The 24883-nt window shown below is 73.0% G+C and carries 25 protein-coding genes; 16 read left to right on the top strand and 9 right to left on the bottom strand.

All coding sequences use genetic code 11. The annotated features are described in order from the left end of the window. The first annotated feature begins 13 nt into the window (after window positions 1-13). Window positions 14-1006 (top strand): cell envelope lipid trafficking protein PgfA, encoded by a 993-nt coding sequence (gene pgfA, locus QOL88_RS09595; protein ID WP_097216021.1) that lies wholly within the window; start codon window positions 14-16, stop codon window positions 1004-1006. On the opposite strand, the gene hrpB is transcribed toward pgfA, so the two are convergent. Both hrpB and QOL88_RS09585 read right to left on the bottom strand, forming a co-directional pair. Continuing rightward, window positions 996-3518 (bottom strand): ATP-dependent helicase HrpB, encoded by a 2523-nt coding sequence (gene hrpB / locus QOL88_RS09590; RefSeq protein ID WP_097216020.1) that lies wholly within the window; start codon window positions 3516-3518, stop codon window positions 996-998. The two genes, pgfA and hrpB, sit on opposite strands and share 11 nt — an antisense overlap. 45 nt (window positions 3519-3563) lie before the next feature. Next, complete coding sequence (locus tag QOL88_RS09585; protein ID WP_179878815.1) at window positions 3564-4424, bottom strand: class I SAM-dependent methyltransferase; 861 nt, start codon at window positions 4422-4424, stop codon at window positions 3564-3566. 316 nt (window positions 4425-4740) lie between these two features. On the opposite strand from QOL88_RS09585, the gene rpsA reads away from it, so the two are divergent. From rpsA to QOL88_RS09565, 4 genes are all read left to right on the top strand, one after another. Next, complete coding sequence (gene rpsA / locus QOL88_RS09580; RefSeq protein WP_097216019.1) at window positions 4741-6243, top strand: 30S ribosomal protein S1; 1503 nt, start codon at window positions 4741-4743, stop codon at window positions 6241-6243. Window positions 6244-6476: 233 nt separating this feature from the next. Beyond that, entirely contained in the window at window positions 6477-7415 is a 939-nt protein-coding gene (locus QOL88_RS09575) for a PAC2 family protein (RefSeq protein ID WP_031105979.1), read from the top strand. 57 nt (window positions 7416-7472) lie between these two features. Beyond that, on the top strand, window positions 7473-8093 hold the full coding sequence (gene coaE / locus QOL88_RS09570; protein WP_097216018.1) for a dephospho-CoA kinase: 621 nt from the start codon (window positions 7473-7475) through the stop codon (window positions 8091-8093). 50 nt (window positions 8094-8143) lie between these two features. Next, on the top strand, window positions 8144-8524 hold the full coding sequence (locus QOL88_RS09565; RefSeq protein ID WP_031105981.1) for a tetratricopeptide repeat protein: 381 nt from the start codon (window positions 8144-8146) through the stop codon (window positions 8522-8524). 19 nt (window positions 8525-8543) lie between these two features. Here the strand turns inward: QOL88_RS09565 and QOL88_RS09560 are convergent, their stop codons facing one another. Beyond that, window positions 8544-8807, bottom strand: coding sequence for a DUF6343 family protein (locus QOL88_RS09560; protein ID WP_031105982.1), 264 nt, complete (start codon window positions 8805-8807; stop codon window positions 8544-8546). Window positions 8808-8880: 73 nt separating this feature from the next. Between QOL88_RS09560 and QOL88_RS09555 the strand changes: the two genes are divergently transcribed. The 3 genes from QOL88_RS09555 (at window position 8881) to QOL88_RS09545 (ending at window position 10775) form a co-directional block, all read left to right on the top strand. Beyond that, window positions 8881-9135, top strand: coding sequence for an acyltransferase domain-containing protein (locus QOL88_RS09555; RefSeq protein WP_097216017.1), 255 nt, complete (start codon window positions 8881-8883; stop codon window positions 9133-9135). A gap of 158 nt (window positions 9136-9293) precedes the next feature. Further along, window positions 9294-9971 (top strand): class I SAM-dependent methyltransferase, encoded by a 678-nt coding sequence (locus tag QOL88_RS09550; RefSeq protein ID WP_097216016.1) that lies wholly within the window; start codon window positions 9294-9296, stop codon window positions 9969-9971. A 318-nt stretch (window positions 9972-10289) separates the two neighbouring features. Next, window positions 10290-10775, top strand: coding sequence for a DoxX family protein (locus QOL88_RS09545; protein ID WP_097216015.1), 486 nt, complete (start codon window positions 10290-10292; stop codon window positions 10773-10775). 116 nt (window positions 10776-10891) lie between these two features. Here the strand turns inward: QOL88_RS09545 and QOL88_RS09540 are convergent, their stop codons facing one another. Next, window positions 10892-11548: an RNA-binding S4 domain-containing protein gene (locus QOL88_RS09540; protein ID WP_257027672.1), complete on the bottom strand. Its 657-nt coding sequence runs from the start codon at window positions 11546-11548 to the stop codon at window positions 10892-10894. A gap of 122 nt (window positions 11549-11670) precedes the next feature. On the opposite strand from QOL88_RS09540, the gene QOL88_RS09535 reads away from it, so the two are divergent. The 3 genes from QOL88_RS09535 to QOL88_RS09525 all read left to right on the top strand — a co-directional run bounded on the left by QOL88_RS09535 (window position 11671) and on the right by QOL88_RS09525 (window position 14440). Continuing rightward, entirely contained in the window at window positions 11671-12342 is a 672-nt protein-coding gene (locus tag QOL88_RS09535; protein WP_097216014.1) for a winged helix-turn-helix domain-containing protein, read from the top strand. A gap of 8 nt (window positions 12343-12350) precedes the next feature. Continuing rightward, entirely contained in the window at window positions 12351-13652 is a 1302-nt protein-coding gene (locus QOL88_RS09530; RefSeq protein WP_097216013.1) for an MFS transporter, read from the top strand. Between the two features lie 83 nt (window positions 13653-13735). Continuing rightward, window positions 13736-14440 (top strand): uracil-DNA glycosylase, encoded by a 705-nt coding sequence (locus QOL88_RS09525; protein WP_097216012.1) that lies wholly within the window; start codon window positions 13736-13738, stop codon window positions 14438-14440. Here QOL88_RS09525 and QOL88_RS09520 read toward each other — a convergent pair. After that, window positions 14437-14646, bottom strand: coding sequence for an LbetaH domain-containing protein (locus QOL88_RS09520; protein ID WP_257027671.1), 210 nt, complete (start codon window positions 14644-14646; stop codon window positions 14437-14439). The two genes, QOL88_RS09525 and QOL88_RS09520, sit on opposite strands and share 4 nt — an antisense overlap. 125 nt (window positions 14647-14771) lie before the next feature. Then, entirely contained in the window at window positions 14772-15200 is a 429-nt protein-coding gene (locus QOL88_RS09515) for a RidA family protein (RefSeq protein ID WP_097216011.1), read from the bottom strand. Between the two features lie 151 nt (window positions 15201-15351). Between QOL88_RS09515 and QOL88_RS09510 the strand changes: the two genes are divergently transcribed. Further along, window positions 15352-16116, top strand: a complete 765-nt coding sequence (locus QOL88_RS09510; RefSeq protein ID WP_097216010.1) for a nucleotidyltransferase domain-containing protein — start codon at window positions 15352-15354, stop codon at window positions 16114-16116. On the opposite strand, the gene QOL88_RS09505 is transcribed toward QOL88_RS09510, so the two are convergent. After that, a complete protein-coding gene (locus tag QOL88_RS09505; RefSeq protein WP_097216009.1) occupies window positions 16103-17050 on the bottom strand; it encodes an expansin EXLX1 family cellulose-binding protein in 948 nt (315 codons plus the stop codon). The two genes, QOL88_RS09510 and QOL88_RS09505, sit on opposite strands and share 14 nt — an antisense overlap. Before the next feature lie 266 nt (window positions 17051-17316). Here QOL88_RS09505 and QOL88_RS09500 point away from each other — a divergent pair, with 266 nt between their 5' ends. Then, window positions 17317-19209: an FUSC family protein gene (locus QOL88_RS09500; RefSeq protein ID WP_097216008.1), complete on the top strand. Its 1893-nt coding sequence runs from the start codon at window positions 17317-17319 to the stop codon at window positions 19207-19209. A gap of 67 nt (window positions 19210-19276) precedes the next feature. On the opposite strand, the gene QOL88_RS09495 is transcribed toward QOL88_RS09500, so the two are convergent. Beyond that, window positions 19277-20230, bottom strand: coding sequence for an endonuclease/exonuclease/phosphatase family protein (locus tag QOL88_RS09495; RefSeq protein ID WP_097216007.1), 954 nt, complete (start codon window positions 20228-20230; stop codon window positions 19277-19279). 134 nt (window positions 20231-20364) lie between these two features. Between QOL88_RS09495 and QOL88_RS09490 the strand changes: the two genes are divergently transcribed. From QOL88_RS09490 to QOL88_RS09480, 3 genes are all read left to right on the top strand, one after another. Beyond that, a complete protein-coding gene (locus QOL88_RS09490; protein ID WP_097216006.1) occupies window positions 20365-21729 on the top strand; it encodes an amidohydrolase in 1365 nt (454 codons plus the stop codon). 160 nt (window positions 21730-21889) lie between these two features. After that, window positions 21890-22579: a DUF899 domain-containing protein gene (locus tag QOL88_RS09485; RefSeq protein WP_097216005.1), complete on the top strand. Its 690-nt coding sequence runs from the start codon at window positions 21890-21892 to the stop codon at window positions 22577-22579. 155 nt (window positions 22580-22734) lie between these two features. After that, window positions 22735-22917 carry a DUF8839 family protein gene (locus QOL88_RS09480; protein WP_097216004.1) on the top strand — a complete coding sequence of 61 codons (183 nt, stop codon included), beginning with the start codon at window positions 22735-22737 and terminating at the stop codon, window positions 22915-22917. 9 nt (window positions 22918-22926) lie between these two features. Here the strand turns inward: QOL88_RS09480 and QOL88_RS09475 are convergent, their stop codons facing one another. Next, window positions 22927-24882 (bottom strand): ABC transporter ATP-binding protein, encoded by a 1956-nt coding sequence (locus QOL88_RS09475; protein WP_097216003.1) that lies wholly within the window; start codon window positions 24880-24882, stop codon window positions 22927-22929. Between the last annotated feature and the right edge of the window lies 1 nt (window position 24883).

Here is a 24883-nt window from a genome sequence, read left to right as displayed (position 1 = left end):
GAGGGAGGCCGAGATGCGCCGCAAGGCCGGCCTGGTCCTGCTCGCCCTCGCCGTGTTCTTCGCGGCCCTGTCCCCGCTGCTGCGCTGGTACGCCTTCCCCCGCCTCGCCAAGGTCCCCGCGAACCAGTACCAGGACATGGTGCTGGAGGCGAAGGACGCCACCCTCCTCGACTACGGCACGATGAAGGCGAAGAAGGTCTCGAAGGTCACCATCGTCCAGACCCTCAAGGGCGACGTGGAGGCCTCCGAGCGGATCGAGGAATCGGCCGGCCGGGACGTCGTCGTCTGGGACGGCCTGTCCTATGTCGTCGGCCCCGACGGCACGATGGTCTCCAGGATCCCCGAGCGCTACATCTTCGACGCCCACACCCAGGAACCCGTCCACGCCACCGGCGAGATGGTCGACGGAGACCCGGTGCGCCGCCAGGGCATCGAGTTCAAATGGCCCTTCCTGACCGGGAAGCGGGACTACGAGTACTTCGACGCCCAGGCCCGCGTCACCGCGCCCATCAGGTACAAGGGCACCCAGGACTTCCGCGGCCTGGAGGTCTACTACTTCGAGCAGACCATCCCCTGGACCGAGGTGAAGATCCCGAAGACCCTGCCCGTCGAGGGCCTCACCTCCGAGGCGGTGGAACAGACCGGCACCACACGCTGGTACACCACGGTCCGCAAGTTCTGGGTCGAACCCCTCACCGGAGCCCCCGTGTACGGCGAGGAGATCCACCAGGAGGAACTGCGCGGCGGCACCCTCCTCGGCGACCGCGAGAAGGTGACCGCCTTCGCCGGCCACGTGAAGATGCGCGAGGACTACGTCACGCACACCGTCGACCTGGTGAAGTCCCAGCGTCTGCTCATCGCGCTGCTGACGTCCTACCTGCCGTGGGGCTTCCTGACCCTCGGCGTCCTCCTGCTCGCCCTCGCGCTGTACTGGGAAGCCCGCGGCCGCCGCCCCGCGGGAACGGCCCCCTCGGCGGCCGAGGCAGTACCGTCGGTCAGCGCCTGAGCCGCGCGTTGGTGTGCCGGGTCGGCTCGGCGCAGGCCGGGTCCTCGGGCCACGGATGCTTCGGATACCGCCCCCGCAGCTCCGCCCGCACGCCCTTGTAGCCGTCCCGCCAGAACGAGGCGAGGTCGGCGGTGACGGCGGCCGGCCGCCCGGCCGGGGACAGCAGGTGCACGAGCAGCGGCACCCCGGCGACCCGGGGCGACTCGTGCAGCCCGAACATCTCCTGCAACTTCACCGCCAGCACAGGCTGCTCGGGCCGGGAGTAGTCGATCCGGATCCTCGACCCGCTCGGCACGGTCATCCGCTCCGGAGCCAGCTCGTCGAGCCGCCCCGCCTCCCCGGAAGCCCAGGGCAGCAGCCGGGCCAGCGCCTCCCCGGCATCGATCCGCGCCAGATCGGCCCGCCGCCGCGCCCGGCCGAGCTCCGGCTCCAGCCACTCCTCCACGCGCGCGTGCAGCGCGTCATCGGACACGTCCGGCCAGGGCACACCGAGGTGCAACCGCAGGAAGCGGAGCCGCTGCCGCAGCGCATCGGCCTCCGCGGACCACCGCAACAACCCGAACCCCTCCCGCCGCAGCCCGTCGAGCAACGCGTCACGCACCAGCCCGGGATCGGCGTCCTTCAGCGCCCGCACCGTCACCTCGACGGCCCCCAGCCGCTCCACCCGACGCGCCACGACATCCCCGCCGTCCCAGCGGACCTCGTCCCGCTCCTCCAGCAGTGCCCCTGCCGCGAGGCGGGCCGTCTCCTCGTCGACGACCGCCCCGAGCTGCACCCGCGCGTGCCCCCTGCCGACGGGCCGGTCGGCCATGGCGACGGCGATCCACGGGGAACCGTGCAGCGCGCTGCCGGCGCCGACCTCGGCGCGGGTCCCGGACGCCATCAGATAGGACCCGCCGTCGGCCTTGGCGACCCGCTCGGGAAAGGCGAGAGCGGCCACGAGCCCGGCCTGCTGCTCCTCGGAGAGACCCGCCCGCGTCTCCGCTTCCGCCGCTGCCTCGTACGGCACACCGGAAACGACGGCTCTCAGCCGCCGCACCTCACTCCGCCACCGCGACGTGTAGGCGTCACCCCCACGCCGAGCACGGCGCAACGCGCCCGCCAGGTCGTCCCCGTACTCCCGCGGAGCCTCCTCGCTGAGCAGCGCGATGACCTCGGCGGCCCGCTCCGCCCCGACCAGGCCGGACCCGTCCAGCAGCGCCCGCCCCAGCCGTGGATGCAGTCCCAGCCGGGACAGGGCGACACCCCGCTCCGTGGCCCGCCTGGCGGAGTCCACCGCCCCCACCGCCGTCAGGACCTCCCGCGCCGCCGCCATGGCCCCGCTCGGCGGCCCGTCCAGCAGCGCCAGGCCGGACGCGTCCGGATCCCCCCAGCACGCCACCTGCAACGCGAACGCCGTCAGGTCGGCCACCTTGATCTCCGGCGACGGATACCGCGGCAGCCGCGTGTCCTCGGCCTCCGCCCAGCAGCGGTACACCGTCCCCGGCGCCTCACGCCCGGCCCGCCCCGCCCGCTGCCGCCCGGCCGCCTGGGAGGCCCGGACCGTCGTCAGCGCGCTCAGCCCGCGGGCGTGGTCCACCCGTGGCTCACGCGCCAGCCCCGCGTCCACCACGACCCGCACCCCGGGTACGGTCAGCGACGACTCCGCGACGGACGTGGCCAGCACGATCCGTCGCCGCTCCCCGGGCGCCAGCACCGCGTCCTGCACCGCCGCCGGCGCCCGCCCGTGCACCTGGAGCACCTCGACGTCACCGAGTCCGCCGAGCTGGCCGGCGACCCGGGCGATCTCGCCCACGCCCGGCAGGAAACACAGCACGTCCCCGTCCCGCTCGGCCAGCGCCCGCCGCACCACGGACGCCACATGGGCCAGGAGGGCCGGATCGACCCGCATCCCGTGCGGCGGGCGTACGGGCCGCACCGGTGGCGCCCACACGGTCTCCACCGGATGGGCCGTGCCGTGCGCCTCGACCACCGGCGCTCCGCCCAGCAGCCGCGCCCACCCCTGCGCGTCGGTCGTCGCCGAGGCGGCCACCAGCCGCAGCTCCGGGCGCAGGGTCTGCCGCACGTCCCACAGGAACGCCGCCGCCGTGTCCGCGTCCAGGTGCCGTTCGTGGCACTCGTCGAGCACCACCACGTCGACATCGGAGAGCTCCTGGTCGCGTTGCAGCCGCTGCACCAGCACACCGGTCGTGACGACCTCCACGCGCGTGTGCCGCCCGACGACCCGTTCCCCGCGCACGGTGTAGCCGACGCTCTCACCGGGCCTCTCGCCCAGCAGCCACGCCATCCGCCGCGCCGCGGCCCGGGCCGCGATCCGCCGCGGCTCGGCCACGACCACCCGCCGCCCGGGCCCCTCCCCGAGCAGTCCCGCCAGCGCGAGCGGCACCAGGGTCGTCTTGCCGGTGCCGGGCGGCGCCACGAGGACGGCGGTGCCGTGCCCCTCCAGGGCGTCGTCCAGGGCGGGCAGGGCGCCGCGTACGGGCAGGGACTCCAGGGCGTCGTAACGGATCACGCCATCAGTGTCGTACGCCCGGGACGAGGTCCCACGCGCGTGTGCTCAGTCGCGCTCGCACACGAAGATCGCCGTACCCGGGATCAGGTTCCCGCGCAGCGGAGACCAGCCGCCCCACTCGGAGGTGTTCCACGCGGGCCACTCCGGCTCCACCAGGTCGACGAGTCGGAAGCCCGACGCGACCACGTCGCGGACGCGGTCGCCCAGCGTGCGGTGATGCTCGACGTAGACCGCCCGGCCCTCGTCGTCCTGCTCGACATAGGGAGTGCGGTCGAAGTACGAGCCCGACACCGACAGCCCCTCCGGCCCCGGCTCGTCCGGGAAGGCCCAGCGGATCGGATGCGTCACCGAGAAGACGAGACGGCCCCCGGGGCGCAGCACCCGGCGCACCTCGCGCAGGACCAGGCGCGGATCGGCGACGAAGGGCAGCGCCCCGTACGCCGAGCAGGCCAGGTCGAAGGAGCCGTCCGCGAAGGGGAGCGCGCCGGCGTCGGCGCACACCAGAGGGAAGGAACCGCCGATGCGCAGCGCGTGCTGCAGCTGCCGGTGCGAGATGTCCAGGGCGACCGGGCGCGCACCCTGGACGGTCAGCCAACGCGAGCACTGGGCGGCGCCGGCGCCGATCTCCAGGACGTCCCGGCCTTTGAGTCCCTCCGGCGGGCCGAGCAGTTCCGCCTCCACCTCGTCCAGACCCTCGGGGCCCCATACGAAGCGGTCGTCGCCGAGGAACGTGCCGTGTTCGACCTGGTACTCGTCCGCGTTGCGGTCCCACCAGCCACGATTGGCCCGGGAGCTTTCCGTGACATCGGCGTCGCGCCGGGTGGCCTCGGGTTCGGACGCTTCGGACTCTTGGATGATCGGCTCCCTCGTCGTACTCTTCCGTCCAGCCGGCCCCGGCGGTGGCACAAAAGGGGACGTCGCGCGGCCTGTGTGGCCTCGAGCGACAGGACTTGTGCCGGGTATGCGGCGATCCGCCCCGCGTGGGCGGCTTCGCGCATTGACCCTGCCCGGCTGCCCCCGTATGCTACAAGTTGCGCTGCGAGCCTGCGTACCTCAGACGTAGCAGGTTGCGCTCGCATCTGTATGTATGTCCCCTCGGTTGTCGAGGCGTCACCGTTTTTATGTGGCGCTTCCTTGGCTGTCCGGCCTTCTGCAGAGCGAAACGGGCTCCCGGCGTAGCAGTACCTACGACTTCAATGTCCGTACCGGAGCCCTTTCCCACATGACGAGCAGCACCGAGACCACCGCCACCACCCCGCAGGTAGCGGTCAACGACATCGGTAACGAGGAAGCCTTCCTCGCCGCGATCGACGAGACGATCAAGTACTTCAACGACGGCGACATCGTCGACGGCGTCATCGTGAAGGTCGACCGGGACGAGGTCCTGCTCGACATCGGTTACAAGACCGAAGGTGTGATCCCGAGCCGCGAGCTCTCGATCAAGCACGACGTCGACCCGAACGAGGTCGTCGCCGTCGGTGACGAGATCGAGGCCCTTGTTCTCCAGAAGGAGGACAAGGAAGGCCGCCTGATCCTCTCGAAGAAGCGCGCCCAGTACGAGCGTGCCTGGGGCACCATCGAGAAGATCAAGGAAGAGGACGGGATCGTCACCGGTACCGTCATCGAGGTCGTCAAGGGTGGTCTCATCCTCGACATCGGCCTCCGTGGCTTCCTCCCGGCCTCCCTGGTCGAGATGCGCCGCGTCCGCGACCTCCAGCCCTACGTGGGCAAGGAGCTCGAGGCCAAGATCATCGAGCTGGACAAGAACCGCAACAACGTGGTCCTGTCCCGCCGTGCCTGGCTGGAGCAGACCCAGTCCGAGGTCCGCCAGACGTTCCTCACGACCCTCCAGAAGGGTCAGGTCCGTTCCGGCGTCGTCTCCTCGATCGTCAACTTCGGTGCCTTCGTGGACCTGGGTGGCGTCGACGGTCTGGTCCACGTCTCCGAGCTCTCCTGGAAGCACATCGACCACCCGTCCGAGGTTGTCGAGGTCGGCCAGGAAGTCACCGTCGAGGTCCTCGACGTGGACATGGACCGCGAGCGTGTCTCCCTGTCGCTGAAGGCGACCCAGGAAGACCCGTGGCAGCAGTTCGCCCGCACCCACCAGATCGGCCAGGTCGTGCCCGGCAAGGTCACGAAGCTGGTTCCGTTCGGTGCGTTCGTCCGCGTGGACGAGGGCATCGAGGGTCTGGTCCACATCTCCGAGCTGGCCGAGCGCCACGTGGAGATCCCGGAGCAGGTCGTCCAGGTCAACGACGAGATCTTCGTCAAGGTCATCGACATCGACCTCGAGCGTCGTCGCATCAGCCTCTCGCTGAAGCAGGCCAACGAGTCCTTCGGTTCGGACCCGGCCTCGGTCGAGTTCGACCCGACGCTGTACGGCATGGCCGCGTCGTACGACGACCAGGGCAACTACATCTACCCCGAGGGCTTCGACCCCGAGACCAACGACTGGCTCGAGGGCTACGAGACCCAGCGCGAGGCGTGGGAGACCCAGTACGCCGAGGCGCAGCAGCGCTTCGAGCAGCACCAGGCGCAGGTCATCAAGTCCCGCGAGGCGGACGAGAAGGCCGCTGCCGAGGGTGGCGAGGCTGCCGCTCCGGCCGCGTCCGGCGGCGGTGGCGGCGGTTCGTACTCCTCCGAGGGCCCGGACAACTCCGGTGCGCTGGCCTCGGACGAGGCGCTCGCCGCGCTGCGCGAGAAGCTGGCCGGTGGGCAGAGCTGAACGCCCACTGAGCAGTAGCTCTTCCTGACTGAGGGCCCGCACCTTTCGAGGTGCGGGCCCTCAGCGCTTGCCGGGGGCGATCGGTCGGCTGCCGGCCGGTGGGGGCTTGTGGCGCAGTTCCCTGTGCCCCTCGAAGGGCGTTGCCCGCTGCCAAGATCGAAGTTCCCCTCTTCCGGGAATGCCCACGCCCGCAACGGCGTTGTGGACTGTGAACACGAGGAGGAGCGGTCACTGTGCTTGATCCGCAGGATTTGTACGCCTGGGAGCCGAAGGGGCTGGCCGTCGTCGACATGGCGCTCGCCCAGGAGTCGGCCGGACTTGTCATGCTCTACCACTTCGACGGATACATCGACGCCGGCGAGACGGGCGACCAGATCGTCGACCGCGTGCTCGACTCCCTGCCCCACCAGGTCGTCGCCCGCTTCGACCACGACCGGCTCGTGGACTACCGCGCCCGCCGCCCGCTGCTGACCTTCAAGCGCGACCGCTGGACCGACTACGAGGACCCCGCCCTCGAGGTGCGGCTCGTGCAGGACGCCACCGGTGCGCCCTTCCTGCTGCTGTCCGGCCCCGAGCCGGACGTGGAGTGGGAGCGCTTCGCCGCCGCCGTGAAGCAGATCGTGGAGCGGCTCGGCGTCCGGCTCTCCGTGAACTTCCACGGCATCCCCATGGGCGTACCGCACACCCGGCCCGTGGGCCTCACCCCGCACGGCAACCGCACCGACCTCGTCCCGGGCCACCCCAGCCCGTTCGAGGAGGCGCAGGTGCCCGGCAGCGCCGAGTCCCTCGTCGAGTACCGCCTGCTCCAGGCGGGGCACGACGTCCTGGGCGTAGCCGCCCACGTCCCGCACTACATCGCCCGCTCCCCGTACCCGGACGCGGCCCTGACGGTTCTGGAAGCCATCACGGCGGCGACCGGCTTGGTCCTGCCCGGCATCGCCCACGCCCTGCGCTCGGACGCCCACCGCACCCAGACGGAGATCGACCGGCAGATCCGCGAGGGCGACGAGGACCTCAGCGCCCTCATCGAGGGCCTGGAGCACCAGTACGACGCCGTCGCGGGCGCCGAGACCCGGGGGAACATGCTCGCCGAGCCGGTGGACATCCCGTCGGCGGACGAGATCGGCCAGGAGTTCGAGAAGTTCCTGGCGGAACGCGAAGGCGACAACTGATCCCGTCACGCGGCCCGGGCGAGGGCCCTGTCAGTGGCAGGGCCTAAGCTGCGGGACATGCTGAAGGTGGGCCTGACCGGCGGCATCGGTGCCGGCAAGAGTGAGGTGTCACGGCTGCTCGTCGCGTGCGGGGCCGTGCTGATCGACGCGGACCGCATCGCGAGGGAGGTCGTCGCACCGGGGACGCCGGGGCTCGCCTCGGTCGTCGAGGCCTTCGGGGAGGAGATCCTCGCCGCCGACGGCAGCCTGGACCGGCCCCGACTCGGCGCCATCGTCTTCTCCGACGCGGAGAAGCTCTCCACTCTCAACTCGATCGTGCACCCCCTGGTGGGCGCCCGCTCCCGCGAGCTGGAGGAGGCCGCCGCCGAGGACGCGGTCGTGCTCCACGACGTCCCGCTCCTCACGGAGAACGGCCTGGCGCCGCTGTACGACCTGGTGATCGTCGTCGACGCCGCCCCCGAGACCCAGCTCGACCGGCTCGTACGGCTGCGCGGCATGACCGAGGAGGACGCCCGGGCGCGGATGGCCGCCCAGGCGACGCGCGAGCAGCGCCGGAAGATCGCGGACATCGTGATCGACAACGACGTCCCGCTGGAGGAGCTGGAGCAGCGCGTGAAAGACGTGTGGGCCGAGCTGGTGCGCAGGTCGCAGGCGTCCCGGCCGTCTCCCGCGGAATAGCGGCACCGCGCGGGGGCGTTGAACCCCTGCAGTGAGGGAAGGACTCTGCCGTGCCCGAGACCAGCGGTTCCACCGGACGTACCCCGGAGACGCATGTCATCGACTTCCGTGCCGCCGAGCAACTGCTCGCGGCCCGGGACCCGCGGGGTGCGGTGAAGCTGCTCGACGGCGTCATCGCCACGCACCCGGAGAACACCGCGGCCCGGCTGCTGCGGGCGCGGGCCTTCTTCGCGGCGGCGCAGCTGAGGCCGGCGGAGCTCGAGTTCCAGATCGTCCTGGAGCGGGAGCCGGACAACGCGTTCGCACACTTCGCCCTCGCCCGCACCTACGAGCGCCAGGGCCGTCCCGACCAGGCGAGGCGCCACTTCCGCCTGGCGGCGGCGCTGGATCCGAACCCGGAGTTCCTGAAGGCCGCGCGCTTCGACTCGTGACCAGTCGCGCCCGCCCGCGTCAGGGGCGTTCGTCCGGCGGCCGGTAGGGCGGGATGTCGCGGCCGGGCTGGTAGTGCGGGCCCTGGCGGATGTGCCGCAGGACGACGGCCAGATCGATCGTGACGATCAGCAGCAGCACACCGCAGGCGATGGCCCAGCCGTTGCGCCCGGCGATCGCGAAGGCCACCGTCCCGAAGAGCGCCCAGACCAGCCCCCACAGGCTCAGCCAGAAGCGCGCCCGCAGGGCACTGCGCGCGGTCCGCGGTTCACTGCCGGTACGCATCGTCGATCACCACTCCTTCTTGCAACGTACTCTTCGTGGCGAGGGATCACCAAGGCCGACCGGGGAGCCGCGCATGCTGCCGGACGCCGACGCACTGCCCGAGATCCTGCTCGATCCGGCGGTGCCGCACGAGGACATCAACGACCTGGTCGCCCTGCGGCGGACCCTCACCGCGGATGTCCGGGCCATGGGGCTCCTGGAGGAGTGCGTTGAGGGCCTGGTACGTGTGGCCGGCCTGCCGAGGCGTACGTCCGTGGAGGGGGCGGTGGGGGACCACCTGAGGGCGGGCGGCCACTGGTACATGGGGCAGGGCTGGCTTCGGCTGTAGCCGACGGGGTCCGCTGCGGGGGCTCGCAGCGGGTCCGCCCCGTCGGCGATGTGCCTCAACTCCCCGCCCGCACCGTCTCGTTCACTCGGACGGGTGAAGAGGGGCGTCGCGGGAACGGGTGTGCGGATGCGGTCCGTTGGACGGGCATGGAGATGAAAATGCGTGAGGGGTACGAGGGGACGGGACCCGGGGCCATCACCCCGGACGGCTGCGCGGTGGAGCTCTACTCACGGCTGCCCGTCGGGGACGAACCGGAGGTCATCGCCGCCGCGGTCCCCGAGGGCGCGCGCATCCTGGAACTCGGCAGCGGGGTGGGCCGCATGACCCACGCACTGCTGGAGCGCGGGTTCACGGTCACGGCGGTGGACGAGTCCGCGCCGATGCTGGCGCGCGTGCGCGGCGCGCGGACGATCTGCAGCCCGATCGAGGACCTCGACCTGGGGGAGACGTTCGACGTGGTGCTGCTCGCGTCGTTCCTCGTGCACACGGGGGACGTCGAGGTGCGGCGAGGCCTGCTGCGCACCTGCGTGCGCCATGTCGCGGAGGGCGGCTGCGTGCTGATCCAGCGGGAGGGCGAGGACTACCACGACAACGTGCCGCGCGAGCGCAAGGACCCCAGCGGCTTCACCGTGCGCATCGCGTCCGCGGAGCCGCTCGGCAACGGGGTCAACTCGGTCCGCGCGGAGTACGAGTTCCCGGACGCGTTCTGGACCCATACGTTCCGCGCACGACCACTGACCAAGGAGCAGTTCGAGGAGGCCCTGGCGGAGGCGGGCCTGAGGGTGGACCGCTACCTGACGGAGGACCGGATATGGGTGCGGGCGGTGGCGGTCTAGTTGGGCCGGATGCGCGGGCTCCCTTCCGCGGGAACGGAGCCGGGGCGTCTGAGCGACTACGACACGGTCGCGACCTCCCTGGCTCTGCCGGGGACACCGAACTGCGCGAACTGGTGGACGGTGCTGTTTCGTTGGGTGCGGGTATCGGCGAAACGTCTGCCCGGCTGGACGTGTCCGGCACGCCGGTCTTCGTGAAGCGTGTCCCCCTCGGGACGGGGTGCCATTCCACTCGACGTCCCCCCAGCGGCGATGAGTTCAGGGACGCGGGCCGGTCTACCTCTCCGACACCAGCACGGACCGCGTCCCCAGGAGACCTTCATGTCCGAGACCACCGCCGCCGTCACCCCCGACCACACCCCCACCGTCACCGCCGACCGCACCCCGGCCGGCGTCGTCATCGCCGAGTCCGCTGCCGCTCGCGGGCGGCGTGCTCGCATCGCGCTGCGCACGCTGCAGGTGCTGCTTGCCCTCTTCTACGCCATTCCGAGCGCCCTGCCCAAGCTGATCGGGCACCCGTCGGCCGCCGAGTCGTTCGAACGGCTCGGCTGGGGCAGCGCGGGGATGTACACCATCGGCGCGCTCGAACTGGCCGGGGCGATCGCCCTGTTGATCCCGGTGCTCCAGTCGGTGGCGGCGATGGCGCTGAGCGCGTTGATGCTGGGAGCGTTCGTCGTGCAGATAGCCGTCTTCGACGGGCAGTACGCCGCGACGCCGCTGATCCTGATCGTGCCGCTCGTCCTCATAGCCTGGGTGCGGCGGGGGCACAACGCGGAGCTGCTGCGGCTGCTGCGGCGACGGGTGTGACCGGGCGTGGCTGGGCGCGACCGGGGTGCCTTCGAGACTCCGGCTGCGTCCGGAGTGGGGCCGAGGGCCGGTCCCCGGGCGTCGGCCCGAGGGGTGATGTGGGCTCCTCGCCCTGCTCACGGCCTCGGTTTGCCCGGGGCGCTGCCGAAGCCCTTGCCGGGAACAGGGCCGGGGCCGGACACGCTGCCCGGGCCGGTCACTCCGCGCAGGCGTTCCATCTCGCGGCGGTCGCGCTTCGTCGGCCGGCCCGCGCCGCGGTCGCGGATGCCGGCGGGGGCGACGGCCTCGCGGGGCGGGGGCGGCGGGGAGTTGTCGATGTAGCACTGGGTGGCCACGGGAGGTCCGACCCGCTTGCGGATCAGCCTTGTGACGACGACGACCCGCTCTCGGCCCTCGTGCCGCAAACGCACCTCGTCACCGACGCGGACACCGTGTGCGGGCTTCACGCGCTCGCCGTTGACACGCACATGGCCGCCCCGGCAGGCGGTGGCGCCCATGGAGCGGGTCTTGACGAGGCGCACGGACCAGATCCAGCTGTCGACGCGCACCGTCGAGGCGCCCTGCGGGCCCGCGGCCTCGGCGGCGGCGATCGCGGCGGCGACCTTCGGATCCAGGGACTTCGGATCCGAGGACCGCGAATCCAAGGACGTGGCATCGCCGTTCCCGGAGCCGCCCGTGGCCTCGGGGGGCTCGGGCGCCGCGTCGGCGGTCCCGTCTGTGGTTCCGCCCGTGGTCCCGTCCGTCCCCTCGCACTGCGCACCTTGAGAAGCCATGCCCCGACCTTAGTCCTCCGAGTCGTCCCGCCGGGCGGAGTATCGGCCTCGCGGCCAACTCTGCCGAAGTAGTTTTGCAAAAACTCTTTTGCCAATGGGTCGGGGCGGCCTAACCTCCCGGCATGGACAGCGACGAGCACAAGCGCGTACTCGATCCCGAGCACGACACCGCCGCCCTGAAGGCACTCACCCACCCCCTGCGCATCCAACTGCTCGGGCTGCTGCGGCAGGACGGGCCCGCCACGGCGAGTGAGCTGGCCGCACGGACGGGGGAGTCGTCGGCGTCGGCCAGCTACCACCTGCGGGTGCTGGCGAAATACGCGTTCATCGCCGAGGCCGAGCACCGCGACGGGCGGGAGCGGCGCTGGCGGGCGCTGCACACCGTCACGTCCTGGAGCAACGAGACGATGGAGTCCACCGCAGCGGGCCGGGCCTTCGTCAGTCTGTCGCGGCGACGGCAGATCGAGCACCTGGAGAGGTCCCTGACCCGGCACGAGGCGGACATGGCCGCCGGTCGGCTCGGCGAGGAGTGGGTGGAGCCGTCGGGCATCAGCGATCTCATGCCCCGGTTGACGGCCGAGTCGCTCACCGAGCTCTTCGACACGGTCGCCGCGAAGCTGGAGGAGCTGACCGTCCGGGACGCGGGTGATCCGCGCGCGGAAAACGTCGTGTTCCTCGCCGCCGGGCTGCCGCTCGCCCCGCACGAACCCGACGCCCCCACCCCCGACGCCCCCACCCCTGACGCCCCCACCCCTGACGCCCCCGCCATCGATCGCAAAGACCTCAACCCGTGACGCGACTCATGACCGGGCCGCCCGGGGAGCGGACCGCTCGGCGCCGGTACGTCACCGTCTGCGCGCTCCTCTGGCTGCCGCCGGGCCTGGGCCTGGCCACGATGGTCCTGCTGTTCAGCGAGCGCGGCATGTCGCTCGCCGCGATCGCAGGACTGTTCGCCGCGCACTCGCTGACCGTGGCCGCGCTGGAACTGCCCACGGGAGGGCTCTCGGACGTCCTCGGGCGCCGGCCGGTCCTGGCCGCGGCAGGTGTGCTCACCATGGTCGCCTTCACGTTGATCGGCGTCGGCACCACCGCCTGGCTGCTCACCGCGGGCATGGTCCTCATGGGTGCGGCCCGTGCCCTGGCCAGCGGTACCGCCGAGGCCTGGTACGTCGACACCGTCCAGGCGTGCTCCGGCCCCGACGCCGAGCTGCGCACGGGCCTGGCCCGGGGCGGCACCGCGACCTCCGCCGCGCTCGCGGCCGGCATTCTGCTCGGCGGCGCCCTGCCGTGGCTGCTCGGTCTGGGACCCGACCTCGGTGCCCGGCTGAGCGAGGCGACCTCCGGGGCGGTGCTGCCCCTGTCCGTTCCACTGCTGCTGGGGGCCGCGCTGCGGATCGTCTTCGTCGCCTATGTGCTGGCCGCCCTGCGGGAGCCCCCGCGACCACCGGCGACCCTGCGATCCGTGCTGCGCGGCGTCCCCGTCACCGTGCTCGCCGGACTCCGGCTGGGCGGCCGGGACACGGTCGTGCGCCGGGTCCTGCTCGGCGCCGCGGCGTCCGGAAGCGCCCTGGCCGTGATCGAACTGCTCGTACCGGGCCGCACCGCCGCACTGACCGGCGCGACCGGCTCCGCAGCGATGGTCTACGCCGCCCTGTCCTGCGCGGGCTTCGTGTGCTCCGGCGTCGGCAGCCACCTCGGGCCGCTCACCGCCCGGGCGGCGGGCAGCGGTGAACGGGCCGTGCTCGTCAGCCTCGCGGCCGGTGCGGGTGGCCTGCTGCTGCTCGGTATCACCGCGTCCTTTGCCCACCCGGCGGCCACGGCCCTCGCGGTCGTCGGCTTCGGCCTGGTCTACCTCGGTCTCGGCGCGGCGGCCCCGAACGAGAACGACCTGCTGCACCGCAGGGTCGCCGGTGCGGGCCGCGCCACCGCCCTGTCCGTCCAGTCCCTCGCCCAGCAACTGGTCGGCGCGCTCACGGGGCTGGCCGTCGGGGCGCTGCGCCCGGGCCCCCTGCCCTGGCTGCTGACGAGCGCCGTACTGCTGTCCGGGGCTCTGCTCTGGCGGCGCCGGGGCGATGAGCGGGCCGTGCGGGTCACCGGCGTCTGACCCACAGGAGGGGGGTCCGGACCGGTCCCCGTGGATCTCGCCCCCGTGACGACGGTGACCTCACCTGCGCCTACGGTGGAGTGATGGACGTCAGCGGTCTTCCCCTCCTCGACCTGCGCATCACGGACTGCCAGGCCTGCCCGCGGCTGGTCTCCTGGCGCGAGGAGACGGCCCGCGTCAAGCGAGCGGCCTTCGCGGACTGGACGTACTGGGCCCGGCCTGTCCCCGGTTTCGGGCCGGCGGACGCCCGGCTGCTGATCGTGGGACTCGCCCCCGCCGCCCACGGGGGCAACCGCACCGGCCGGATGTTCACCGGCGACCGCTCCGGCGACGTCCTCTACGAGGCGCTGCACGACGTGGGCCTCGCCTCCCAGCCGACCGCCGAGCACGCGCACGACGGCCTGGAGCTGTACGGCGTGCGCGTCACCTCGCCCGTGCACTGCGCCCCGCCCGCCAACAAGCCCACCCCCGAGGAGCGGGACACCTGCCGTCCCTGGCTCGTGCAGGAACTGCGGCTGCTGCGCCCGACCCTGCGGGCCGTGGTCGTGCTCGGCGCCTTCGGGTGGCAGGCCGCGCTGCCCGCGTTCGCCGAGGCCGGCTGGCCCGTGCCCCGGCCGCGCCCCGCCTTCTCGCACGGCGCCCGCGTCCGCCTCGACGACCTGGAACTCTACGGCTGCTACCACGTCAGCCAGCGCAACACCTTCACCGGCCGCCTCACGCCCACCATGCTGCGTGACGTCCTGCGGAGGGCCGGGCGGGCGGCGGGCCTGGCCACCGGAAGCCGCTAGGGAAGACGCAGGCGCCGGTGGGCCACGAAGACCTCGTCCTCCAGGGTCGCCCCGTTGACATGGGCGTGCGGGCCGACGAGCACCGCGTCCCCGATCACGGCGAGGTGCGCGGACCGCCCCCGCACCAGCGCGTTCTCCATGACGACGACGTCCGACCCGACCCGCACCTCCCCGTCCTCCGCCATGAGCACGGCGCTGTGCGGCACCCGGCTGCGCTCACCGAGGACGACGGCCCCGCACAGGACGGCCGTAGGGGCGACCTACGCGGACTCGGGGACGACGGGACGCCGCCCGCGGTGCTCGATCAGCATGGACTCTCCTCAGGCTCTCCTCAGGCGGACGACTCCTCGGCGGAGGACCCCTCGGGTACGACGGCTGTCGCCGTGATCTCCACCAGTTGTCCCGTGTACCCGAGACACGCCACGCCGATCAGCGTCGACGAGTGCGGACCCGCACTGAGACCGGACGCCTCCACCACACTCCAGACGGCGGACAGCACGGCGGGTTCGCCGCTCACGACGTACACCTCGGTCGCCACGACGTGGGCCAGACCGCTTCCCACGGCCCTCAGTTGTTCCTCCAGGTTGGCGATCACCTGCTCGGCCTGCCGCACCGGATCCCCGGGACCGACCAGCTCGCCACCGGCGTCCAGTGGCACGGACCCGGCGAGGAAGGCCAGCCTGGTGCCCGCTTCGACGATGGAGGCGTGCGCGTAGGTGGGCGGCGGGAAGAGGCTCGGGACGGTGACGCGGCGGATCACGTGGGGTCTCCGATCTACGGGCGGCGACAGGGCAACCCACCGATCATGCGAGGACGGGCGCACGGACGCACCCGTATTTCGCTTCACGGCGGTCGAGCCGCCCCTTTACGCTGCCCGAGCCCTCACCGTCCGTCCGCCCGGGAGCCGCACCGTGCCCGCCTTCCTCGACACCGTCGCAGACCGCCTCGCCCCGCTCCCCGCCGTCGAGGCCGTCACCCTCGGCGGCTCCCGGGCCCAGGGCACCGAACGGCCCGACAGCGACTGGGACCTGGCCGTCTACTACCGCGGCGCCTTCGACCCGGCCGATCTCCGCGCGGTCGGCTGGGAGGGCGAGGTCTGCGAGATCGGCGCGTGGGGCGGAGGCGTCTTCAACGGAGGGGCCTGGCTGACGATCGAGGGCCGTCGCGTGGACGTCCACTACCGCGATCTGGACGTCGTCGAGCACGAACTGGCGGAAGCGGAGGCGGGCCGCTTCCGTGTCGAGCCCCTCATGTTCCACCTGGCGGGCATCCCGACCTACCTGCTCGTCGCCGAACTCGCGATCAACCAGGTGCTGCGGGGCGAACTGCCGCGCCCGGACGCCTATCCACGGGCCCTGCGCGAGAGCGCCCCGGCGCACTGGCACGGCATGGCCGCCGCCACCCTCGCCTACGCCAGGGCCGGCCACGCCCCGAAGAACGCCGTCACCCAGGTCGCCGGGGCGATCGCCCTCGCCGCGACCCAGACCGCGCACGCGGTGCTGGCGGCGCGCGGGGAGTGGGTCACCAACGAGAAGGAGCTGGTGGCGCGGGCGGGTCTGGCGGAAGTGGACGCGGTCGTACGCGACCTGACGGACGGTCCGGCCGCGCTCGCCCGGGCCGTCACCGACGTGGAGGAGCTCCTCGCGCGGGCCGTGGCGGCCGTCACCGCCGGGTGAACTGGACGCGGGTCGGCTGGACGGTGTCCGGACGGATCGCGACGCCGTCGACGGTGAGCTGTTCGCCGTAGATGTCGGTGAGCCTGAGGGAACCGCCGCAGCCGGTGCCGTCGGGGGAGAGGAAGTAGTTGTACTCGGTACGCGTCAGCCGGCTCCAGCCGTTGCCCGTCCTGACCTCCAGCCGGGCCAGCGGGTTGCGGTGGCCCAGCGCCTGGATGCCGCACCAGTGGCTGCTGGATCCGGTCTTGTAGCGGACCGAGACCGTGTCGGACGTGCTGGGGCTCAGCAGGCTCCAGGTGATCGGTATCCGCCCCGCGGAGAGGCCCGCGAGCTTCGCGAACGCCTCCTTGCTCAGGTCGAGTTGCCCCGGGGCGCAGGGCAGCGGGCACTCGTTGGTGATCCGGACGGTGACGGAGGCGCCGCTCGCCGCGCGGACCAGGATGTACGCCCCGCACGCCTGGGACGTCTCGTAGTCGGTGTGGTTCATGGCCGCGACCATGAGGTCGGGGCTCGGGCCGTACAGGCAGGCGCCGTCACCGTCCTTGGCGTCGTAGTGGGTGGCGGCGCCGTCATAGGTGGTCCCGGGCTTGATCCGGCCCGCCAGGGGCGCCGCGCCGGACGCCGGACGCGGTGCGGACGACCGGGGGGCGGCGGGCGAGGGCCGCGCCGGCGGGGTGGTCGCGGAGACCGCGGCGGCCGGGGTACGCCTCGGAGTCGGGGACGCCGTGGAGGGCTTCGGTGCCGGGGCGGGCTCGCGAGTCGTCGGCGAGGCGCTCGGGCTCGTGCCGGCGGCCGTCCGTACCGTGTCCGGTTCGCCGCCGGGGCGCAGGACGATCACGAGGGAGACGAGCAGTCCCACCGCTGCCACGGCGACGGCCCAGACGAGGGCCGTGCGCCGCCTGCGGAGGGGACGACGGTGGGATGCGGATGCCACGGTTGAGTCCTTCGGGTCCTTGCGTGGTTCAGGAGAACGCGCGCTCACACCCACCAGTGGTCGCCGGACCGGGAAAGGTTGCCGCTGCCGGCTCTCGATCGCCCCGGTTCTTGATTGCGTACATAAAGAACGCCGGTTCCGAGCCGTCCGACACGTTCCGGAAACCTATCCTCCAGGAACGCCGCCTACCGTGGGCAGCCACACCCCGCCCCGGCCACCGTCGCCCGAAGGCTCACCCCTGCCCTCGTCGAGACGACAGGAGCCCCGTGTCCCGCCGCATCGCCCCCCACCTTCCGCCCTGGCTCGCGCACGCCCTGCACGCCCAGCGGGGGCCGGTGCCCTGGAGTGCGGTGACGCGGGGGGCCCTGTCCGCCGGGCCCTTGCTGCTCGTGGCCGTACAGACCGGACTCACCTCCCTCGGCGTCGTCGCCGCCATCGCCGCCATGCTCGCCGGGATCAACGACCGGCCCGGGAGCCGGCGCGTCTCCGTCAAGCGGATCGGCGTGCCCGCCCTGGGCGGCGCGGTGGGGCTCGTGGTCGGGACGTACACCGGGCAGGGCACCGGGGCGGTCGTGCTCACCCTGGTGCTCACGGCCGTCGGGCTCGTCGCCGGGGGGGTGAGCGCCGTCGGGCCCGTCGCGTCCGCCGTCGGCACGCAGTTGCTCGTCGGCGCGGCGATCGGCGCCGGGATGCCCCTGCCGGAACCGGGGTGGGAACGGGCGCTCGCCTTTCTCGCCGGGGCGGGGTGGCTGCTTGTGCTGCGGCTCGCCCTGCCCACGCCCGGGTCCCTCGCCGGTGACTTCCGGTTCGACGGGGAGCGGGATGCCGTGGCCGGCGTGTACGAGGCCGTGGCCGAGCTGCTCGACGCCGTCGGCGGGCCGGACGCCATCCGCCGCCGGGCCGCGCTGACCGCCGCCCTCGACCACGCCCAGGACGCCCTCGCCGGGCCCCGGCTGCGGAGGTACGCCTCCTCCTCCACCGAGCGGCGGCTGCACGCGCAGTACGCGGCGGCCCTGCCCCTCGCCGAGGCGGCCACCGCCCTCGCCTGGGCCGAGGAGGCCGTCCCCGAGCGGGCCTCCGAAGGCCCCCGGCGGCTCGCCGCGGCCGTACAGGGCAACACCCACACCGGGCCGCTGCCCGCACCGTCCCGTTCGGCGCCGGCCCTGCGCGCCCTCGACGACGCCCTCCTGCACGCCGCCGAGGTGTTCGACCAGGGCCGGGGCGGGGATCTGCACACCCGGCCGCGCGGCGCCGGGGACCGGCTGCGCGCCGCCTTCGGCACCGCCGGACGCGAGTACGGGCTCCGCGTCGCCCTCTGCTTCGGCGCCGCCTCCGCGGTCGCCCAGGCCCTGCACCAGAGCCAGTGGTACGGGCAGCACGAGCACTGGTACTGGCTGCCCGCCACCGCCGTCTTCCTCGTCAAGCCCGACCTCGGGCCGCTCGTCTCGCGCGTGCTGAACCGGGCCGCCGGGACCGTCCTCGGGGCGCTGCTCTTCGCCGGGCTCGCCGCCGTCCTGCCCCGCCCGGAAGGCCTGATCGCGCTCGTCGCCCTCAGCGGGGCGCTCATACCCGTCGCCACCCGGCACTTCGCCGCCCAGACGGCCGTCGTCACCGTCCTCGTCCTCGCGCTCGTCATGGTCGGCGGCGAACCCCAAGCCTCCGCTGGGCGGATCGGCGAGACGCTGCTGGCCTGCGCGATCGTGCTGATCACCGGGCACCTGCCGATGCCCGGCCAGCGCGGCGGGACCGTGCGCGCCCGGCTCGCGGCGGCGGGCGACGCCGCGTACGCCTACCTCACGCACGTGCTCGACGAGGCCGACGCCCCGCGCATCGGGAACTCCGGCACCCCCTCCGACCACCGCGCCACCCGCTGGACCCTGCGCCGCGAGGCCTACCGCACCCTGTCCGAGGCCCGTTCTGCCATCTCCCTCGCCGCGCACGAACTGCCCGCCCTCGCCCGGCACGCCGAGGGCGCGGACGAAGTGGCCGACCTCCTCGAACGCCTCGTCGACACCACGACCGCCTGCGCCGTGCACCTCGACGACACCGGCCGGATCGGACCCCGCCACCAGGAACGCCTCACGGTCGTCCTCGCCGAACTCGCCGGACGAGGAGAACGGGTGGGACTACGGCCGCCCCGGACACCTCTCGCCGGCTAGCAGGCCCGGCGCCGCCCGCCGGTTGCCGCCCGCACGGTCGCGACAGATTCCGGCGAGGCCGTCGGGCTCAGCCGTCGATCCGCACCCACACCGGAGCGTGGTCCGAGCCGGGTTCGCCCCGGCGCTCCGAGGGGTCCGGGCCGACCGACGGCAGGCCGGGCGGGCCCTCGCCGGGCAGGCCGGTGCCCGCCTGCGTCGCCCGGTGCACCAGGCGGTGGCTGAGCAGGACGTGGTCGATCAGCTCGCGCCGCCCGGAGTTCACCCGGGACCAGCGCTGCCCGGGCGGGATGAGCGGGGCCACGTCCCACAGTCGCGTCGCATCGCCCCGGTCGGGTCGGTCGTAACCCGTGGTGCCGATCTCCGAGCCGGGCGGGCCGAGCAGGATCTGCGTGGTCGCCGCCTGCACCTCGTCGTTCAGGTCGCCCAGGACGGCGACGTCCCGCGCCCGCCCGTCACCGGCCAGCAGCTCGTCCGCCAGCGCGCGCAGCGCCGTCGCCTCGGCCGCCCGGCGGTACAGGGCGTAGGCGCCGTAGCGGGCCCGTTCGCCCTCGTCGCGCGGCTGGAACCGGCCGCCCGGATACGACAGCAGCTTCGACTTCAGGTGACAGACCGCCACCCGCAGCGGCCCGTCCCCGCCCGCGACCTCCACGGCCAGGACGCCCCGCCCCGCCTGTCCCGCCGTCAGCCCCGAATCGTCCGCCTGGACGGGACGCAGCTCCGCCGGGAACGACCGCGTGTCGGCCACCACCGTCATGGCCGTACGGCTCAGGAACCCGACCCGTATGCCCCGGCTGTCCGCATGCTCCGACAGGGCGACGTGCCAGTCGTCGTCGAGCATCCCGGCCAGGTCCTTCAGGGCCTCCGGGTCGCCCACCTCCTGCACGCCGAGCAGGGTCGGATCGAGTTCGGTGATCGCGGCGGCGAGCGCGGCGAGCTTCGCCTCGTACCCGGCCTCGTCGTGCGGGCCGTACGGGCCTCCGGGCCGGTAGAGATTCTCCAGATTCCAGGTGCCGAGAAGCATGCCGGGCTCCTTTCAGAAGCCGACAGTCGGGGTGGTGAGGCCAGGGTGCGCGACCGGCCCGCCCCGCGACAGAGCCGTGACGGGACGTGCGGTTCAGCTCATGCCGCCCTACGACGCCGTCGTACGTTGGCGTGATGACGCCTTCTGCCGCGGACAGTCCCATCGACCTCATCATCAGCGCATGTACCGTCCTCGTGCACGACGATCAAGAGCGGATCGGGTTCGCCGAGGACGCCGCGATCGTCGTACGGGGCGGGATCGTCGAGGCCGTCACGACCACCGCGGAAGCCGCTGACCTGACCGCCGCCGAGCGGATCGACGCCCGCGGCCAGGTGGCCCTGCCCGGCCTGATCAACTGTCACACGCACGCGCCGATGGTCGCGCTGCGCGGCCTCGCCGAGGACCTTCCCACCGAGGAGTGGTTCAACGACGTCGTCTGGCCCGTGGAGTCCAACCTGACGGAGCGGGACGTCGAGCTGGGGGCGCGGCTCGCCTGCGCCGAGATGATCCGCGCGGGCGTCACCTGCTTCGCCGACCACTACTTCGCCATGGACGCGGTGGCGCGGGTGGTCGCGGACTGCGGGATGCGGGCGCTGCTCGGCGAGGCCTTCTTCTCCTCGCAGGGCCCCGAAGGCCTGGAGCGGTCAGTGGAGTTCGCGCTGCGGCACCGCGCAGCGGCCGACGGCCGGATCACCACCGCGCTCGCGCCGCACGCCCCCTACACGGTCGACGACACCGACCTCGCCCGCACCGCCGAACTCGCCCGCGCGCACGGCCTGCCCGTGCACCTGCACGCCGCCGAGAACCGCGACCAGACCGAGACCAGCCTGGCCCGCCACGGCGTCACCCCGATCGAGGTCCTGGAACGCACCGGCATCCTCCACACGGACCTGCTCCTCGCCCACGGCACCGGCATCGTCGACAGCGACCTCCCCCTCCTGGAGCGGGCCGGCGGCCGGACGGCCGTCGCCACCGCGCCCCGCGGCTACCTCAAGTTCGCCTGGCCCGACACCACACCGGTCCGCGCCCTGCGCGACATCGGCGTCGACGTCGGACTCGCCACCGACGGCGCCGCCTCCAACAACTCCCTCGACGTGTGGGAGTCCATGGCCCTCACCTCACTGGTCCAGAAGTCGGCCGGGGGCGACCCCCGCCGGCTGACCTCCCGCCAGGCCCTGCACCACGCCACCCTGCAGAGCGCGCGGGCCGTGGGCCTCGGTGACAGCGCCGGCAGCATCGCGCCCGGCCGGCGGGCCGACATCGTCCTGGTCGACCTCACCGGGCCGCACACCCGGCCCGTCCACGACCTCGCCGCCACCCTCGTGCACAGCGCCCGCTCGGCCGACGTCCGCACCACGATCGTCGACGGACGGATCCTCATGCGCGACCGGGAACTGCTGACCGTCGACGTGCCGGAGGTGGCACGGGAACTGGAGGAGCGCCTGCCCGCCCTCGTCGACCGCAGCCATGGCCGCCGCATCCAGCGGTACGACACCTGACGACCGCCGCATCCGCGGGAGGGCGTCCGACGACTGCCGCATCCGCGGGAGGGCGTCCGTACGGCACGCGAAGGACTTCCGGAAATTCTCCCGGGCCGCGATGAGTTCCGCGTCTCCCGCCGGTCACCACCCCGGACGGACCGTTGTCACAGGAGGGCCCATGTCGCTTCCGGAGATCGTCTCGCGCGGCGAGTGGCGCGCGGCGCGCGCGGAACTGCTGCTCAAGGAGAAGGCCGCCACCCGCGCGCGGGACGCGCTCAACGCGGAGCGGCGCGGACTGCCCATGGTGGAGGTCGACGAGGAGTACGTGTTCGAGGGCGGGGACGGCAAGGCCACCCTGCTCGACCTGTTCGAGGGCCGGCGCCAGCTCGTCGTCTACCACTTCATGTTCGCGCCCGAGTGGGACGCGGGCTGCCGCAGCTGCTCCGGATTCCTGGACCAAGTGGGGCATCTCGCCCATCTCCACGCCCGTGACACGTCGTTCGCCGCCGTGTCCCGCGCGCCCTATCCGAGGATCCTGCCGTTCAAGGCGCGGATGGGCTGGACGCTTCCCTGGTACTCGTCGTACGGCAGCGGCTTCAACCGCGACTTCGAGGTGACCCTGGAGCGGGAGGGCGAGCTCGTCGAGCGGCCCGGCCTCAGCTGCTTCCTGCGGGACCGCGACCGGGTCTTCCACACGTACACGACGTACGAGCGCGGCCTCGACGGCCTGGGCTCGACGACCAGCCTGCTGGACCTCACCGCACTCGGCCGGCAGGAGGAGTGGGAGGAGCCCAAGGGGCGCGCGTCGGCCTACGGTGCGCCTGCGGGAAGTGAACGCATCCGGTATCACGACGAGTACGACGACTGATACGGAAAGTGAACACATCCGCCAAGAGGCTGAGAGGTTGGTCACACTTGATGGTGAACGCGTGTCAACTACGTCTCAGAACCGTCACTTCGCGAGCCGTTCACCCCATCGTTGGCGTTTAACTCTACGAGTACAGCGCTACATGGAGGTGCAGGGTGAACGGGCGAACGGTGCTCGAGCGCTTTCCCGCCGGTGGGCCGCGTGGCTCCTGGCCTGCGGAGGAGTTCGCGCAGGCGCGGCGAAGCGAAGGCCTGCCCGCCGAGGTCGTCATGGACCTCGCCACGGACATGTTCCTGGTGATCGTGCGCAGCGGCGGCGTGGCCGACGCCACCGCCTGACGTGTGCCGTCAGCCCGCCTTCGGCGCCGGCACCTTCCGGACCGGCGCGGGTGACGGGGCGAACTGCTCCGCCTGGAGCGCGTACAGCTCGGCGTAGAGCCCGCCGGTCGCCAGCAGCTCGTCCGGCGTGCCGGACTCCACGAGCCGGCCCTGGTCCAGGACGTGCACCAGATCCGCGTGCCGTACCGACGCCAGCCGGTGTGTGATCAGCACGACCGTCTGGCCGCTGTCGGCCAGGGCACGGATCCGCTCGAAGACCTCCAGCTCGGCCCGGGCGTCCAGGGCCGCCGTCGGCTCGTCCACGATCAGGATGCGGCCCCGGCGGTAGGCCGCCCGGGCGATGCCGAGCCGCTGCCACTGGCCGCCCGACAGTTCGTGCCCCCCGCTGAAGTTGCGGGCGAGCAGCGTGTCCAGCCCGCGCGGCAGGTCCGCGATGACCGTCTCCGCCCCGGCCTCGGCGACCGACGCGGCCAGCCGGTCCTCGCACAGGGGCACCGAGGGGCGGCCCAGGGCGACGTTCACCCGGGCCGTGAACGGCCACCGCTTGAAGTCCTGCGCCACCATCGCGATCCGCTCGGCCAGCCGGTGCCGGTCGGCGCTCGCCGCGTCCACGCCGTCCCACAGGATCCGCCCCCGCTCCGGCCTGTAGAGCCCGGCGAGCAGCTTGACCAGGGTGGTCTTGCCGGAGCCGTTCTCCCCGACCAGCGCGACGATGCGGCCGAGCGGCAGGCTCAGCGTCACGTCGTCGAGGGCGGGCCGGGCCGAGTCGCCCGGGTAGCGGAACGTGACGTTCTCGAAGCGGATCTCGCGGGGGTCCTCCGGCAGCGGCGCGCCTCCCACCGGGATCGCCCACTGGTCCGCCTCGGTGTACAGCCGCTGCAGATCACCGACGAAGAGCGCCTCCTCGTGCAGCGCGTTGACCTCCACCACGAGCGTGTCGAGGCTCTGCGACCCGGTCCGGATCGCGATCACGGCCGTACCCGCCACGGACAGGGCCATCGCGCCCGCCAGCAGCAGCCCGCCCAGCGTCGCGTACGTCGCCACCGTCGCCAGGCCCGTCCAGGCCGCCGCGATCAGACCCGTGCGGGCGGCGAGCCCGGCCAGGCGGGCCTGCTCGGCCTCGGCCGTCTCGGACATCGCGCGGAAGTGCCGCAGCAGGAAGGAGCCCACCCCGTGCACCCGGATCTCGGGGGCCGCTTCGGGCTCGATCAGCAGGTTGCCGAGCAGCCGGCCCGCGCGGGCGTGCTGCACCCAGGCGTGGAAGGACTCGTAGCGCCGCCGGGCGACGGTCAGCGCGCTCCAGGCGCTCGGCAGGGTCATCGTGACGAGCAGCGGCAGCAGGGCCGGGTGCAGCACGGTCAGCACGCCCGCCGCCGCGACCAGGGAGATCATCGCGTTGATCACGCGTGTGCCGTAGGAGATCATCCGGCGCGCGGATGCGGCGCCGTACTGCGCGGTGTCGAGCAGCTTGTGGAAGGCGTGGTCCTCGATCGCGGCCAGCTCCACCGCCGCGGCCCGCTCCAGGTACCGCTCGGTCGCCACCCGCTCGACCTTGGGCTCCAGCCGGCCGGTGGCGTAGGTGCTCGCGGCCCGCAGAAGGGCGGCGAGGAACATCACGGCGGCCACCGTGACCAGGGCGGGGACGGCTCCGCGCAGCCGGTCGTCGATCGGGCCGCCGCTCATCAGCCCCGCCAGCACGCTGTTGACGGCGAGCAGGGCCACCGCCTGCGCCACACCCCGGCCCACCTCGGCGGCCAGCACGATCCGCGCGGCGCCCCGGTCGGCCTGCCGGGCGAGCTCCAGGCTGGACGCGAGCAGCGACGGCAGCCGGGTGATCATGGCGCGGAAGTTCAGCTCCAGGAACGCGTCGGCGTGCTGGTTCCAGCCCATGTCGTAGCGCAGGGGCCCGCCGAAGAGCAGCCGCTCCGACTCGGACACCTCCGGCGCGGTCCGCTTCTTCCCCACC

Source organism: Streptomyces sp. Ag82_O1-12, from assembly GCF_900182715.1.
In the GTDB taxonomy this organism is placed as follows: domain Bacteria; phylum Actinomycetota; class Actinomycetes; order Streptomycetales; family Streptomycetaceae; genus Streptomyces; species Streptomyces massasporeus.
Note: the sequence above shows the minus strand (reverse complement) of the source record. Positions and strands in the feature narration are given on the sequence as shown.

Coding starts and splice junctions, on each gene's coding strand:
- pgfA (WP_097216021.1), top strand. CDS start 14: ATGCGCCGCAAGGCCGGCCTGGTCCTGCTCGCCCTCGCCGTGTTCTTC.
- rpsA (WP_097216019.1), top strand. CDS start 4,741: ATGACGAGCAGCACCGAGACCACCGCCACCACCCCGCAGGTAGCGGTC.
- coaE (WP_097216018.1), top strand. CDS start 7,473: ATGCTGAAGGTGGGCCTGACCGGCGGCATCGGTGCCGGCAAGAGTGAG.
- QOL88_RS09560 (WP_031105982.1), bottom strand. CDS start 8,807: ATGCGTACCGGCAGTGAACCGCGGACCGCGCGCAGTGCCCTGCGGGCG.
- QOL88_RS09555 (WP_097216017.1), top strand. CDS start 8,881: ATGCTGCCGGACGCCGACGCACTGCCCGAGATCCTGCTCGATCCGGCG.
- QOL88_RS09550 (WP_097216016.1), top strand. CDS start 9,294: ATGCGTGAGGGGTACGAGGGGACGGGACCCGGGGCCATCACCCCGGAC.
- QOL88_RS09545 (WP_097216015.1), top strand. CDS start 10,290: ATGTCCGAGACCACCGCCGCCGTCACCCCCGACCACACCCCCACCGTC.
- QOL88_RS09540 (WP_257027672.1), bottom strand. CDS start 11,548: ATGGCTTCTCAAGGTGCGCAGTGCGAGGGGACGGACGGGACCACGGGC.
- QOL88_RS09535 (WP_097216014.1), top strand. CDS start 11,671: ATGGACAGCGACGAGCACAAGCGCGTACTCGATCCCGAGCACGACACC.
- QOL88_RS09530 (WP_097216013.1), top strand. CDS start 12,351: ATGACCGGGCCGCCCGGGGAGCGGACCGCTCGGCGCCGGTACGTCACC.
- QOL88_RS09525 (WP_097216012.1), top strand. CDS start 13,736: ATGGACGTCAGCGGTCTTCCCCTCCTCGACCTGCGCATCACGGACTGC.
- QOL88_RS09495 (WP_097216007.1), bottom strand. CDS start 20,230: ATGCTTCTCGGCACCTGGAATCTGGAGAATCTCTACCGGCCCGGAGGC.
- QOL88_RS09490 (WP_097216006.1), top strand. CDS start 20,365: ATGACGCCTTCTGCCGCGGACAGTCCCATCGACCTCATCATCAGCGCA.
- QOL88_RS09485 (WP_097216005.1), top strand. CDS start 21,890: ATGTCGCTTCCGGAGATCGTCTCGCGCGGCGAGTGGCGCGCGGCGCGC.